The sequence below is a fragment of the Porphyromonas catoniae ATCC 51270 genome (genome assembly GCF_000565015.1).
Taxonomy (GTDB): domain Bacteria; phylum Bacteroidota; class Bacteroidia; order Bacteroidales; family Porphyromonadaceae; genus Porphyromonas; species Porphyromonas catoniae.
Genome location: NZ_JDFF01000025.1, coordinates 94,860 through 109,196, shown reverse-complemented (window position 1 = coordinate 109,196; position 14,337 = coordinate 94,860). Strand labels below are relative to the sequence as shown.

Below are 14,337 nucleotides of genomic sequence, written 5' to 3'. Positions count from 1 at the left end.
TATGTTGTTTATGCGGGAAAGAGACGAGTTACCATAAGTTGTCTCGGAGACTTACCATAACTCTCTGCGACGACTTACCATAACTCGTTCGCACGAGTTACCACAACTTGTTAAGGCGAGTTACCATAACTCGTAGTAGGCACTTTTGGCGTGATATGTAAACGGTTGATTTATAGCTGTATGTGTCTCTTCCTCTAAGGGGGGCTAGAGTGGAGCCCCATCAATCGCCCATGCCATGGTGCTCTAAGGGGAGATAGTGTAAGCTCAACTAGCCAACAAGCTCCGTTCACTATCTCTGCTAAGACAGGTGATATATGCCAAGAGAGGTTGTGTTTAGCACGCATATATGTTATTTGTACATGCATCTCTAGGGTGCTTTGATATAGAGTTTGTTAGAGGGGTGATTTTATTTGGCTGATAATTGGAGGTATGTGTGGTCGGAGGAGGGGTGTTGGTTGGGCCTGATGAGGTGTACTCTGATCCAGAGATGGGCTACATGTTGGTGATGAGTGAGGCTGGTAGGGGCAAGTGTATGATGTGAGGGTGTCATCTGTGCTGTGGAGAGTGGTATTTTATGGCTAGTAATTATTGTGGATGTTTGAATATTATATGAATAATAGTATATAATTATTAAATTATTCAGAATGAGCACGATATTGAGTTATTTTGATATATCTTTGTATCGGAAAAAGATTACTCAAAGTCATGTTCATGGGGTAAGTACCCCATCATAAATCTACCCGCTTCTCTTGGTATTCCCCATTTGGGGATGAAGGGCTTTCCTTACAACATTGGGTGTAAACCCAAAGTAGGTCTAAGGGCCCCCTTAACTATGACTTTCACAATTCACATCCATTATCTCTTAATTTTTAGAATGAGACGTTTTACCATCTCCATCCTCTCCCTGATTACACTGCTCCTCTCGGCGTGTACGCAAAAGGACAATCAGGGCTTAGACAAGCAAAATAAAGTGCAATACCTGCGTATCTCAGCCGAAGTAAAGGCTCCGGATGCGCGCTCCATCGACTACAAACTCGTTTCAGACCGAGTAAGGTACTCTCTAGGGAATAAGACGACGCTCCCCGTCTATACCTGTATCTATGAGGGCTCAAGACTGCTCTTCAATGAGAGGCTCAACTGGACTGAAAGGATGATAAGAAGACCCTATCCTTCGATGGTGATATAAACTTTACCGCTAGCGTAACAAACCCTAGCAGCCTCCGGATACTAGCTGTCATCGGAGACGCCACAGGGACGCCAACAGACCTAACACTTGCGCCTGCCTACAGTGAGGGTCAGGTCATCCCCTTGCTCTCTACCACGACGCCTACTACCATCAATGTCCCCTACATTATGGAGGCAAAGCTCGCAAGAGACCTCGGGGGACACTGGATACCGCAAGGTGAGAATAAAACCTTCAAGCCCTATGGTCATCTACTCCGTGTGCGTATGATCAATAAGACAGGAGCCGCTGTAACTGTCACGGGTGTATCTAGCAACAGAGTACTGGCAGATGGTATCCAATTTCATCCTCGCCTTAGAGAGCTGAAGAGGAAAGAGTATAATACACCTCTGAACCTCAAGCTCTCTAGGGAGGTGACAATCGCAAATGATCAGACAGCCGGTGAGACATTCCTCCTTTGGGTGCCTCGTCTGGATGAGAATGGTACATATCATCGCCTAGACCTAACCCTAAAGAATACAGAGGCCTCTCGTCTATACACTACGATGAGGATTCCCAAGGGAACGGTAGACTATATGGATGGTGTGATCTACAAGGCTGAGGTGACACTCTACAAGACGGCTATCCCCAACCCTCTGAGCCTCCTCTCTGAGGATGTGATAAACAAGGAAGGTACAGACTTCGTCAATCTGCGTAATACATTCCAGATTGATAATCTCGCAACTTATAATGGAGCTGGGAAGGTCGGTTACTTCAAGCACGCCGATGCTATTAATCGCTTCTGTGTCGAGGATACCTATCCCAGCACAGGGGGTATCAATTGGCACCTACCCGACTTCTTCGAGTGGAATACCATCCTCTATGACCCACGAAATGCTGCAGGAACTGGCTATACCGATAGAGAGGAACGGGTGCGTGTGAAGGTCGGGGTCGGCTCACAGGCAAGTCTGCGAAGTGCATATAGCTACTGGAAAACGATCTCGTATAAAGTCCACATCCCCAATGATGCAAAGGGTACTTATGTCCAGAAACCAGGTGACCCAGCAAGACCTACAATCAAGACAGGGAAGTCCTTCTATGTACTCTCTTTTGCTTTGGCTAATGAAAAGCTCCCAGATGATAAGACGCCCCATCGCTTCCCACGTGAAGAGACGAATATCAACCGCTATGCATTCCGCTATACCCTGCATGAGGATCGCTTTGTAATCACCTGTGTACCAATTGGTATTCAGAACATAGCGGTGACGGATCTTCCTAACCTACCTGCGCTCTTCTCAAGTAAGGCTGCTGTAAGTCGGATTATCCCCTTCTACGGTATCTCAAATGCGTCACCCTTCACCTACAAGGATAATACAGCTGGTAACCGAAGAATCATTGACTACGTAACCAATACGCGCGATGAGACGGGAGAACGTATTATTGCAGCCTTCAGTGCTCCGACCAATAAGGTACTCCCCTATCCGCTTGACATTGCGTTCCCCGTCGCCCTCTTCAAGAAAGTAACAGAATAAGCATAAGCCATCATGAAGAAAGAAGAATATCAGCGCCCCATAATGGAGGTCCTCAAGATAAGTAACCGCCTAGATCTCCTCGTCAACTTCTCTGCTGGTGGTGAGCTGGGGGAATGGGAAGAAGATAATACGCCCTAGTAGCATCGGTTAGCGTCAGCTACAATAGTAAATCTCTGCCGTCTGTATAGGCTCTCTATGAGGCCTTACGAGACGGCAGAGATTTCTTTTGTTGCCAGTAAGAGGCTTCTCATATCGTCAGTAAGAGTGTTCTTTTATGGTCGGTAAGAGGTTCCTTTTACTGCTGGTATCAGTGTAGGCTCTCGGTTCCCTCTTTTTCTCGCTCCTTTACCAAGTCTTCTGCTTCTCTCGGTGCAGGCGTAGAGCAATGAGCCCGAGGATAAGGAGGGTGTAGATGAGCAAGAGCTGAGGGAGAGTGAGGGTGTAGTGAATCTGGAGGAAGGGCAACGAGGAATAGGCATTTGCGAGGCTGTGCATCATCTGGGTGGCCCATTCGAGCAAGGAGAGGCATGGCTGTGCGATGGAGAGACCTAGAGCTAAGAGGAGTAGTACGATGAGGAAGGTTGGGATGAGGAGTGAGGCAAGCAGTGTCAGAGGGAGTGCTGTGAAGAGGAAGGAAAGTGAGCTATACCCAAAGAGATAGAGCGATAGCGGAAGGAGCAGGGGCTGTACAGAGAGGGTTAGGGCAAGTATCCCCCAAAGGGTCCCGATGAGTTTACTTCTGATCTTCCCTACACTGAGGTAGATCGGGCGGTAGAAGAGGTGTATACTGAGGATGGCTAGATAGGTTAGAGGCATGCTTGCCGATAGGATACTCATGGGGTTGAGGAGTAGCTGAAAGAGAGCAGGGAGGGCGATGATCTCTGGAAGCGAAGCTGGGCGACCAAGCATCCTCGCCCCATAGTAGAGGCTGAGCATCGCTGCGGCACGTACCGTTGGGATGGCACAGCCCGTCACGAGCGTGAAGCACCAAGCACAGAGGAGCAGGATTACCCAGCATAGTCGTTGCCTTCTTCTGATTCCTGGTAGATGAGAAAGTATGTAGCCTATCGCCCCGACTACCACAGCCAGATGAAAACCACTCACTGCAAGTAGATGAGCCACACCACCAGAGGTAAATTCACTCCGTAGCTGTTTGCCTGCATCGTCCCGAGGTATATATCCCAGAGTAATCCCTACGAGGAGCGTCTCTGCATAAGGCGATAGACGAAGCTCATGTACGTGCTGAAGAAGTAGCTCTCGGTAACGAAGAAAAAAGAGTGAAGTATGAGAAAAGAATAGCTTACTCGACCCCGTAGCGCGAAGGGAAAGGATGCTTGTGCGACCCGTGGCAACGATGCCCTGACTAAGGAGATAGCTTTGGTAACTATGCTGATTGCTGTATGAGGTGAGTGGACGTAGTCTCTCTAGGGAAAGCACAAGGGTATCTCCTATCGAGGGATGCAGATGTGTTTGGGTGTAGAGCCGAAGTGTCTTGCCTTGGTGTGTCCCAGAGACAAGTTGCACGTCCCAACCTTCCCTTTCGGTCGCTGTCCCTAAGCGTTGTAGTAGGACGGCTTTCTCTTCTTGCTCCAAGGAGAGAGAGGGAGGCATGAGCGTGTGCTCCGTCTCCTGATAGTACAGCCTCGAGGTAAGGCATAGCAGAGCGCAGACGCTTGCCACGAGTAATCGGCTACGAAGGAGTATCGGTATGAGTTCTCCTACCCGGTGTATGCGCTGCAGGAGAGCTAGGACAAAACATGTTCCCCCGAGGATGGTAAGAGCAAAGCTTACCCACCCTTGGGGGAACATGCGTGCTGAGGCATAGCCTGCGAGCACAATGAGGAGGAAGAGAAAGAGGGGGCTACGTAGCCAGCGATTTCGGCTTGTGGCAAGACCTCCCTGTCTCCAGCTGTAGCGAGCGAGATCGATGCACCTCTGGAGTCGTCTGCCGTCTAGGGTTACACTACGGACGCGATAGCTCCTTGAGGCTGTGGATGGCTGCCTTAGGATCGGGATGCGAAAAGACATAGCTCCCAGCCACGAGGGCATCAGCCCCTGCCTCGACGAGTAGGGCTCCCGTTGAGGCATTGACACCGCCATCTACTTCGATCAGGGTATGTAGGCCTCGCTCTTGAATCATCGCTTTGAGGCGTCGTACCTTATCCACCGTGCGAGGGATGAATTTCTGCCCACCGAAGCCAGGGTTTACGCTCATCAGGAGAACCATATCGAGGTCATCCAGCACATCGCTGAGTAGCTCTACGGGAGTATGAGGATTGAGTGTGACCGCAGCCTTCATGCCAGCAGACTTGATTGCGCCTATTGAGCGATGCAGATGTGGACTCACCTCGTAGTGCACATTCATGGTGTCGACCCCGAGTGCAGCGAACTCTCGTACGAACTTTGTGGGCTCCACGATCATCAGGTGCACATCCAGAGGCTTCTGGATGATGGGGCGTATAGCCTCTAGGATAGGGAAGCCAAAGGAAATGTTGGGTACGAAGACGCCATCCATGACGTCTATGTGTAGCCAATCCGCTTCACTCTCATTGACCATACGGATTGCCTGCTCGAGATGGAGGAAGTCCGCCGAGAGGAGCGAGGGAGCTACGATTGTGGTCTGGGCACTCATGTCTTAGTGGTGTAGGTTAGATGATGGAGCCCAGTAGGCGTAGACGGCGCAGAGTCTCTTGGTGGCGTGAACGCGTACGTTCGTAGGCGGCTCGTGCGATGAGGTTAAGTTTTTCTTTTTCTGTACGCGGGTAAACTTGCATCATAAGCAGGATACGTAAGTAATTATAATGACCTAAGACAGGGAGTAACACTCCCTACAGAGGAATAACGAGCGGTCTGGCTCGTCTATTATCTTTTTTGTAGGAGCTAGAAGACCTAGTCTCCCTAGAGCCTCTGGTAGCACTATTGCTAGGCTATCTCGGGGCTCTGAGGGGGGCTAGGTCTGCTAGGTTATGTGAGACTAAGACTGCTTGAGCAGCTCCTTGATGCCTCCGAGGGATGATAGTACGCCGGAGGCTTCGTAGGGGAGGTAGACAGTCTTGTTGTCCTTACCTGAAGTCATTTCCTTGAGGGTCTCTAGGTAGCGGACAGCGATGAGGTACTGGGCGGGGTTAGCACCAGAGCCTTCGACGGCCTGTGCGATTTTGCGGATAGCTTGTGCCTCTGCCTCTGCAGTGAGGAGTTTGGCTTCTGCCTCAGCCTTTGCATGGAGTACCTGAGCTTGGCGTTCCCCTTCGGCGTGGTTAATCGCCTGCTGCATGCGTCCCTCCGACTCACGGATGGTTGCTTCCTTCTGCCCTTCGGCATTGAGGATCTGAGCACGCTTGTCTCGCTCAGCACGCATTTGCTTCTCCATCGCATCACGTATATCGCGAGGAGGGTTGATGTCTTGTAGCTCTACACGATTGACCTTTACGCCCCATTTATTCGTTGCTTCATCGAGGATGATGCGGAGCTTGTTGTTGATCGTATCACGACTTGTCAGGGTCTCATCTAGATCCATCTCACCGATGATGTTACGTAGGCTGGTCTGGGTGAGCTTCTCGATGGCATCGGGTAGGTTTTGGATCTCATACATGGCACGCATGGGATCGACGATTTGGAAGTAGAGGATAGCGTTAATCTCGGTGACGACGTTGTCCTTTGTGATCACGCTCTGGCGAGGGAAGTCGTAGACAGTCTCACGCAGGTCAATGTTGGTGATCTCGGTGAAGCGCACATAGGTCTGTCCATTGGGCCCAGGCATCGTGTAGCGCCAGCGCATAGGCCGAGGGCGGTCGATGAAGGGGATGATGATGTTTACCCCTGAGCTGAGTGTGCGGTAGTACTTCCCTAGACGCTCGACGATGACTGTCTGAGACTGCTGTACGATGCATAGCCCCTGGTAGATCGTGATGATTACGAGTAGGGCGATGACGATTGGGATAATCAGTTCGATTGGCATTTGTATTCTTGTTTTGAGTTAGTGATCATGTTCGATAGGCTCTACCTCGAGTACGAGGCTTTGGTGTCCACGGATGCGTACCTCTGTACCTGCTGGGATGTTGCCAGCTGTACCTACGGAGACGGCACGCCAGCTGTCTCCATCTACAGCCACTCGTCCGCCAGCATCTCCGGGGAGAATTTCTTCGCTGACGAAGACTCGGCGACCGATGAGGGCATCCATTCCTGTCCGAGCATCGTGTGACTTAAACCATTTGCACATCAAGGGCTGGAGAAGCCATAGTGCAAGGAGACTCCCCACACAGAAGCAAATGACCTGCACGAGCCAACTTAGCTCGAGTAGTGCCGCTGGGATTGCGATAAGTGCACCCACACCAAAACAGGCTAAGATGAAGCCAGGCGTGACAACCTCTAAGGCAAAGAGGATGAAGGCAACTACGAGCCAGAGCTGCCAAACGGGTATTTGATTAATGAACTCCATCATACGTGAGTGAGCATCTTAAAGGGTTACACAATATATCTCCCGCAAAGTTATGCATTAGACACTACTTTTCCTACACCTATCAGGGGGGAATACTATAAGCACATAAAAGCTCATACCTAAGGGATGGGAAAGTATCTTCACATGTCATACGCCTACGTCAATAGGCGAGCCCTTCATCGATACGCTGGGGTGTATGGTAAGTGTTCGTTTATCAGCTAGATACGAGTGTGCTAAAACAGACCTCTGCGAGTTGTGGTAACTCGTCTCCACGACTTACCACAACTCGCTTACACGACTTACCATAACTCTGTCTAATGAGTTACCATAACTCGCTAAGACGACTTATGGTAACTCGTTGGATGGGTTTGCTAAAGGGTTGAAGATGTGAGTTTTGCGAAGGAGGATTTTGGGGCTTTTATGTGTAAAAAGAAGGTCTTTTATATGCTATCGAAGACAGACTCGAAGGAGCGGGATTTCCCTATCCCCTACCTCTCTACCATCCTTTGCCATAAGGCTTTTTGTATCTTTGCTGGGCAAGAAAAGAGCCTCTTTTCCCGAAGAATAACGTCTCAGCAACAAGCGGAAGCAATATGCCCAGCACGAAGCCCCAAGATATAGCAATAGCAGATTACGACTACGACTTGCCTGACGAGCGCATCGCTCGTTATCCCCTCTCTGAGCGAAGTAGCTCGAAGCTCCTCGTCTACCGCTCGGGGGAGATAAGCACGCATACCTTCCGAGAGCTACCTGATCTCCTTCCCGAGGGAAGCCTTATCGTACGAAATAATTCTAAGGTCATCCGTGCGCGTCTCATCTTCCACAAGGATAGCGGTGCTCGCATCGAGATCTTCTGCTTAGACCCTGCTCTCCCTGAGAGCTATGAGCTATCCCTCTCCTCGACACAGGGCTGTAGCTGGCACTGTATGCTGGGGAATGCCAAACGCTTTAGGCTTGGGACTAGCCTCTCCGCACCTCTCTCTGGGGGGAAGGGGGAAGTTACCCTACAAGCCTGTCGTATAGGAGAGGGGGAGGTGTCCTTCACCTGGGATAATGAGTCCTATACCTTCGGTGAACTGCTGGAACTGATGGGCATTCTACCCATTCCCCCATATCTTGACCGAGAGACTGAGGAGCGAGACCTCGTGACCTACCAGACGGTCTACGCCGAGCGTGAGGGATCGGTGGCAGCTCCCACGGCAGGGCTACATTTCACGCCCGAGGTGTTTGAGGCTCTTCGTCATAGGGGGATTGAGACGCTGGATGTGACACTGCATGTCGGGGCAGGTACATTCCGCCCTGTCAAGGCTGACCACATTGGGGAGCATGAGATGCATGCAGAGCTTATCAGCGTCTCTCGGGAGGCAGTGGAGAAGCTCCGTAAGCGACTTGGCTCAATAATCGCCATAGGTACGACCTCAGTCCGTACGTTGGAGAGCCTGTATCATCTAGGGGCTTCCCTGCTCAAGCATCCCGATACTTCACCTGAGACCCTACATGTTACCCAGTGGCAACCCTATGGAGATGTGGAGGGCGAGCTTCCCCCAGCACAGAGTGGAGAAGCACTGAAAGCCTGCGTGTCCTCCCCGAGTACAGAGGAGGCCTTCGCTGCCCTCATCGATTACATGCAACGCTGGGAACTCACACAGCTGGTCTTCCCTACAAGTATTATCATTGCTCCTGGCTATCGCTACCGAGTTATTCGAGGGATGGTTACGAACTTCCACCAGCCACACAGTACACTCCTCTTGCTGATCGCTGCACTCGTGGGCAGTGATTGGCGACGGATCTATGACCATGCGCTCACTCATGACTTCCGCTTCCTCAGCTATGGAGATAGCTCGCTCCTGCTACCTTGAGATAGCGTAACCCCTCACTGTAACGAGCCGATAAGCCTAAAGGCACGAGACAAAATAACCCCACCGCCTCGCTTGGGACAGCCCAGGGAGACGGTGGGGTAACTTTATGAAGGGATGTGGGTAAGAAAGCTAGCCTTCGTTAATCATGCTGAAGAGTTCCTCTGCTGCAGCTCGGGGCCCAGTCTTGCTCTGACCCTCTACGGCAAGTGAGGTGTGCATTTCCCCAACCTTCACGCCAGTGCTGTAGAGAGCAGCGAAGTACTTGCGGACAAGACCTTCGGCAAGCTCACGCTCCTGCACTGGGCCAAACGGATTGGCAAAGTACGAGGTGACGAGTCCTGTCTCTGTGGTTGTCCCCTTAGCACGACGTGCGCCATCCTCGAAGGTCTTGATGGCGTCATCCATGTTCTCGAAGAGCGAGATCTTTTGAGCTACATCCTCGTAATTGTTTGCGTAGAGGAAGTAGTCAACAGGGAAGCCCTTTGATATGACCTCGTAGGTGGAGATTGGTATAGTTACTCGGGCATTGATCTTGTCAGGGTTGGTGTAGATCCCTCGGTCCAGCTGAGAGAACGCATACATAGGATCGAGGTCATCGGTACGTACGAAAGCTCCAATCTCTGTACCATAGGCACGGATAGAACCATCCTCACGGAGCTTGAGGTAACCCATGTCATCGAAGATCACACGCATGTGGCGGATGTACTTCTCGTTTAGTGTACGGAAGGCTTCGAGGCTCTCGCTCTTACCTGCGCCACTGTCCCCCATGATGATGATGTTTGCCACCCGACTATTCTTCAGCACGATATTGACCATAGCACCATGGATAGGCAGGTTCCCTCGCTCCATTTGTTTGATATTATGCAGCGTGAGAAGCATCTTCTTCATGTAGCCGAAGTAGTCGATCTCATCGCTGTAGTTAGCGTAGCCGATGAGGATGTCGTTCTTACGGTCTTTGTGGTAGAAGGTACGCTTCTCTTCATGACCATCTTCGTAGCCGAAGATATAGATCATGTCGGGCTTCTTGCCAATGTATTCATTAGGCTTGGCGAGCTCGAATAGGTTAGCCAGCCCCAGCCCATGACACATAAAGTCCTTGTGGAAGTACACGAAGGCTAGGAGGTCTCCTACCTTAGCTGGATAGAGGAACCATTCGTCCTCGCTAAGGATCATGTGCGAGACAGGATTGGAGATGTGCTCCTGGAAGATTCCATCACGTGTGTTCTTCTTCGTATAGGAGACGTATGGAGGGTTGATGATGATGGAGTCGATGAAGGGGATCGAGGAGAGTCCCTTATACTCGATGGGGCAGTTCCAAGGGGCATCGTTGAGGATAAGCCCTGCATTCACGCCGGCAGTTGTCTGTCGGTAGACATGGCTAGCGAAGCCATTGACCACCTCCTTGGTACGGCGATAGATGGAGAGGATGAGCTCGTTGAAGAGTTCGTAGGCCTGCACGAAGCGTACGTTTTGTAGTCCCTCACCCTGACGCTGGTTGTGTACGACAGCGATGCGCTCCATACGCCGCCAGTAGTGATAGAGTAGCTCTACAAGCTCGAGGAAGAGGTCACGATCCTTGAAGAACGGAGCGTACTTATTGTTTGTCGCTAGGAGTTCGTCTACATCGCAGACACTCAAGAAGCGAATCACCTCCATAAGAGAGTTGATGAGGTTATCATCTGTCTTGAAGTCTTCGATGAAGGCATCATAGATGATCGGGTTGTCCTTCTTCAGATGAAGGATGAAGGACTCTACCACACGCCCATAGGCATAACTGCTGAGGATCTTGCGACGATTATCGCAATACTTCGAGGTAAAGTTAATGATCGCTCTACCGCGATTGAGGGTGAATTCCTGTAACATTTCTTACGGTTGGATTAATAGATATGCTAGAATGCCTAACACAGGGGCAAATATAGCTTAAATATAATGAATAAAGAATTTTTTAGTCTATATACCTATAAATGGTGACACTGCTCTATCGACTAAGCAAATGAAAAGGCTAAGTATATCCTGTCCCGCTCTCTCTAGATACGTAGCTCTCCCCTATCCGTAGAGCCTAACTATTTGCTTTGGTGTGCTCCTGCCCCTCCGCTCCAGAAGTATGTAAAGACAGTGTAAAGGAAATCGAGAGAGTTACCATAGATCGTACCCCAACGACTTACCATAACTCGTCGTAGCGATTTGCCACAACATTTTGCGACGAGTTACCATAAGTCTTTTTAGCGAGTTACCATAACTCGTCATGACGAATTATGGTAACTCATCAAGGCCTTTTGTGGGCCGTCTGTAAAATGCTATTTACTAGTTAGTTAAATGAGTCTCTTGTGATGTGTGTTTAACCTCTCCTGCTCTTGCCACATTTCACTTTTCTTAATAGGTGTTTTACGCATGCAGAAGAGGGAGAGGTGGAGAATTGAGGGGAGGAGATGGTTTTTCATCCACTGATTGCTAGGCCTTTATCGGACTTTACCCTCACGATGAGGCATGGTGTGAGGTGTTGTTGTAGGGGAAAAACTATTAGTACATTTGCCTGTGTATACTCATTCACTAACGATAGAGGAACATAGTTACCTAACAATACAAAGCATCATCATATGAGACACATCTTACTCGCTCTGCTCCTCACCCTCGTGGGGGGAGTTGCCCTAGCTCAGGGCGTAGATGAGGCATGGCTAGAGGGGACGCTCGTTAGCAAGACGGACAAGAGCCCCCTTGTGAACGCCCTTGTCGCTCTGCGTACAGCCGAGGGGAAAGATACCAGCTTCCGCACGATTACCGATGAAAAGGGCTACTTCCTATTGAAGGCAATACCTGGGAAGTACCTCCTCGGTGCCTCCTTCGCTCAGCAACCGATTGTCCTTCGCCCCTCTCTAGAGCTTCGCTCCGGTAGATTACAGCTGGGCGTCCTTCCTGTAGAACTGACACGTGAGTTATCCTCTGTCGTCGTGCAGCGTCGTGCTCCCCTCGTTCGCTACGAGGGTACCACCCTCATCTTCGGCGAGGCTGCCTTTGCTCATGCTCGTGGCGGTAGCGTACTAGACGGACTGAAGCTCATCCCAGGTCTCCAGCTGGAGGGGGCTAATACCCTCAAGCTCTATGGACTATCAGAGGTCACCGTCTACATCGACGGCCGACAGCAGCGTATGACTAAAGATGAGGTGATTGCCTTACTGCAGAGCATGTCTGTCAGCGAGCTCTCTAGTGTTGAGCTCATCCGTGAGCCGGGTGTGGAGTATGGCGGTGTGACTTCCCCGATCCTCAACATCAAGCGTAAGACGGTTTCTGAGGAAGGCATCAAGGGCTTCACCAGTGCTATCGGGACATACCAATACCTCGTCTCGGAGCAACTCTCCACGAGAGTGAACCTTAGCTCTGGGAATAGCCGCTCCTACATCTCCTATGCCTTCGGTGACAGACGTAAACGGGAGACTACAACCTTCTCCACGGGGTATACGGATGATCTGCGTACCGACTCGCGTCTCTCTCATCAGGTAGGTCTCGGCACAGACCTTACGCTGGGGAAGAGGAATACTCTCGGCGCACAGATCCTATGGAACTACGCTGATGAGAACCTCAAGTTCACCGAGCGTGTGAGTAACACCCTGAAGTGGAAGAATGCCTACGGTACGATTTATCATACCTATCGTGCCGAGAGGTGGGTGCTCCAGACCACAGGTGAGGCTTCGCAAGGGAGCTCCGATATTCGCCGTGGTAATCCCGTGGTGGGCGTGTCAAACAAAGACGATAACCACTTCCTGCGCCTTGCCCTTGCCTACGCTATGCAGCTCTCAAAGGTCTTTACTCTCTATGCTGGAGCAGAGGCAAGCCATGTAGCCATAGACTCAAAGCGGACACTTGCAACGGATAAGTCAACCCTTCGTGAATGGGATATCGAGGGCTATGCTAGTTTGCGCTTCCGTACCCCTCGGCTCTTTGGTAATGCAGGTCTACGCGTCGTAGGTGAAGATCGTACAGGGAATCTAGGGACGGGGATAGGGAGCTTTTCCCATTCAGGGATGGAGCTGCTCCCCTACGCTTCACTAGCTTATCAGCCTGCTCAGGGACATCAAGTGTCGTTGACGCATACCTCAAGTTATACTCGTCCGAGCTATAGAGATCTCCTTGGCTATACCTCAACGGCCTCAGGCCTCCTGACTCGTGGAGGGAATACCCAGCTTGCCACCTCCTATCGTCGAAGTCTCACACTGAACTACAGCTACCTGCGTGCTGCCCAATTGGAGCTGAGCTATGTTGATACCAAAGATCCTGTTGTGGAGGCGATCACTGCCGACCATGGCACCTATGCTCTCCAGCGAATAAATCTCGACTACAGTCGTTACTTGCGTGCGCTTCTCATCCTCCCTATCCCGATTATTCATCATGGAGAGCTGAGCTGGACGGCCTCTACTTATCTTGCTGCCCAGCGTCAGTGGGATGCAGGGAGGGTTGCCTCTGTCGACTATAGCAAGACCTTTAACGCCTACTATGCTCAGCATAAGCATAGCCTTGGCACTCCCTCGGGTTGGACTGCAGAGCTGGGTGTGACCTACTACAGTAGCCTGATGTATGGTCTCTATGCTATGCAACGCCAGTGGTGGGTAGATGCTTCGCTGAGCAAGAGATTCGGAGATCTACGTGTGGCCCTCGCTGCTCATGACCTCTTCAATACGAATGTTGCTCGGGGGGCGTATGAGCTTTTCTCTCCTGCCTTCACCTTCGAGCGCAACTGGCACAGCCCACGCCTACAGCTCACGCTCTCCTATAGCTGGGGTAAGAAGTCTCTGAAGACGAATGAGGAGCGCACTCGCCACGATGATACGAAGCGTCTCTCGACAGAGGCGAATGAAGGGCTGAACCTCTCTACGCAGTCAGCTCAGTAGTTCTTTGGGAGGGGCTTGCTTGCTCTTGTCCAAGGGTATGCCTGCTTTGCTGAGCTCTTGATCCTCTTTCGCTGAAGCTGCCTAATTGCTCTCGTTGCGGCTCTTGGCGTACTTTTTCTCTTGCCTCTGGTACGGTGGTTTATGCATCGAGGGAGAGGGTGGCGGTATGGATTCGCCATCCTCTCCCTCTCCCTTTGTGTGGGCGGTGCAAATGGATTGCGGAGGTTTGCGATGAGCCCATCCTAACGACTTACTATAACTCGCGACAACGACTTACCATAACTTTTTGTGACGAGTTACCATAAGTCTTGACAATGAGTTACCATAACTCGTGACGGGCGAGTTATGGTAACTCGTTCTGATATGTCTCGGATGTTCTTAATGGTTTACTAATCAGCTTGTTATATCTGTCTTCTGGGGTTTAGGTGAGGGCTCCCAGCTGGTGCGCCTCCCCTTGGCGGGG

General features: G+C 50.9%; 11 protein-coding genes. 5 read left to right on the top strand and 6 right to left on the bottom strand.

The window, feature by feature from the left end:
- Window positions 1-874: 874 nt before the first annotated feature.
- The 3 genes from HMPREF0636_RS07930 (at window position 875) to HMPREF0636_RS08565 (ending at window position 2,832) form a co-directional block, all read left to right on the top strand.
- On the top strand, window positions 875-1,186 hold the full coding sequence (locus tag HMPREF0636_RS07930; RefSeq protein WP_044169655.1) for a hypothetical protein: 312 nt from the start codon (window positions 875-877) through the stop codon (window positions 1,184-1,186).
- 167 nt (window positions 1,187-1,353) lie between these two features.
- A complete protein-coding gene (locus HMPREF0636_RS07925) occupies window positions 1,354-2,694 on the top strand; it encodes a hypothetical protein (protein WP_044169653.1) in 1,341 nt (446 codons plus the stop codon).
- Between the two features lie 12 nt (window positions 2,695-2,706).
- Complete coding sequence (locus tag HMPREF0636_RS08565) at window positions 2,707-2,832, top strand: hypothetical protein (protein ID WP_282705274.1); 126 nt, start codon at window positions 2,707-2,709, stop codon at window positions 2,830-2,832.
- A 207-nt stretch (window positions 2,833-3,039) separates the two neighbouring features.
- On the opposite strand, the gene HMPREF0636_RS07920 is transcribed toward HMPREF0636_RS08565, so the two are convergent.
- The 5 genes from HMPREF0636_RS07920 to HMPREF0636_RS07905 form a co-directional block, all read right to left on the bottom strand.
- Window positions 3,040-4,722: a ComEC/Rec2 family competence protein gene (locus tag HMPREF0636_RS07920; RefSeq protein WP_044169651.1), complete on the bottom strand. Its 1,683-nt coding sequence runs from the start codon at window positions 4,720-4,722 to the stop codon at window positions 3,040-3,042.
- Window positions 4,658-5,326: a ribulose-phosphate 3-epimerase gene (gene rpe, locus HMPREF0636_RS07915; protein ID WP_044169650.1), complete on the bottom strand. Its 669-nt coding sequence runs from the start codon at window positions 5,324-5,326 to the stop codon at window positions 4,658-4,660. Before rpe ends, HMPREF0636_RS07920 begins: the two co-directional genes overlap by 65 nt.
- 16 nt (window positions 5,327-5,342) lie before the next feature.
- Window positions 5,343-5,471, bottom strand: coding sequence for a hypothetical protein (locus HMPREF0636_RS08560; RefSeq protein WP_282705273.1), 129 nt, complete (start codon window positions 5,469-5,471; stop codon window positions 5,343-5,345).
- Between the two features lie 197 nt (window positions 5,472-5,668).
- Window positions 5,669-6,652 (bottom strand): SPFH domain-containing protein, encoded by a 984-nt coding sequence (locus HMPREF0636_RS07910; RefSeq protein WP_005468005.1) that lies wholly within the window; start codon window positions 6,650-6,652, stop codon window positions 5,669-5,671.
- An 18-nt stretch (window positions 6,653-6,670) separates the two neighbouring features.
- A complete protein-coding gene (locus HMPREF0636_RS07905) occupies window positions 6,671-7,135 on the bottom strand; it encodes an NfeD family protein (protein WP_052328799.1) in 465 nt (154 codons plus the stop codon).
- Window positions 7,136-7,725: 590 nt separating this feature from the next.
- Here HMPREF0636_RS07905 and HMPREF0636_RS07900 point away from each other — a divergent pair.
- The gene (locus HMPREF0636_RS07900) at window positions 7,726-8,991 is read left to right on the top strand and encodes an S-adenosylmethionine:tRNA ribosyltransferase-isomerase (protein ID WP_044169647.1); all 1,266 of its coding nucleotides are present in this window, start codon (window positions 7,726-7,728) and stop codon (window positions 8,989-8,991) included.
- Window positions 8,992-9,120: 129 nt separating this feature from the next.
- Here the strand turns inward: HMPREF0636_RS07900 and HMPREF0636_RS07895 are convergent, their stop codons facing one another.
- A complete protein-coding gene (locus HMPREF0636_RS07895) occupies window positions 9,121-10,854 on the bottom strand; it encodes a hypothetical protein (protein ID WP_044169646.1) in 1,734 nt (577 codons plus the stop codon).
- Window positions 10,855-11,588: 734 nt separating this feature from the next.
- On the opposite strand from HMPREF0636_RS07895, the gene HMPREF0636_RS07890 reads away from it, so the two are divergent.
- Window positions 11,589-13,874 (top strand): outer membrane beta-barrel protein, encoded by a 2,286-nt coding sequence (locus HMPREF0636_RS07890; RefSeq protein WP_044169645.1) that lies wholly within the window; start codon window positions 11,589-11,591, stop codon window positions 13,872-13,874.
- Window positions 13,875-14,337 lie beyond the last annotated feature (463 nt).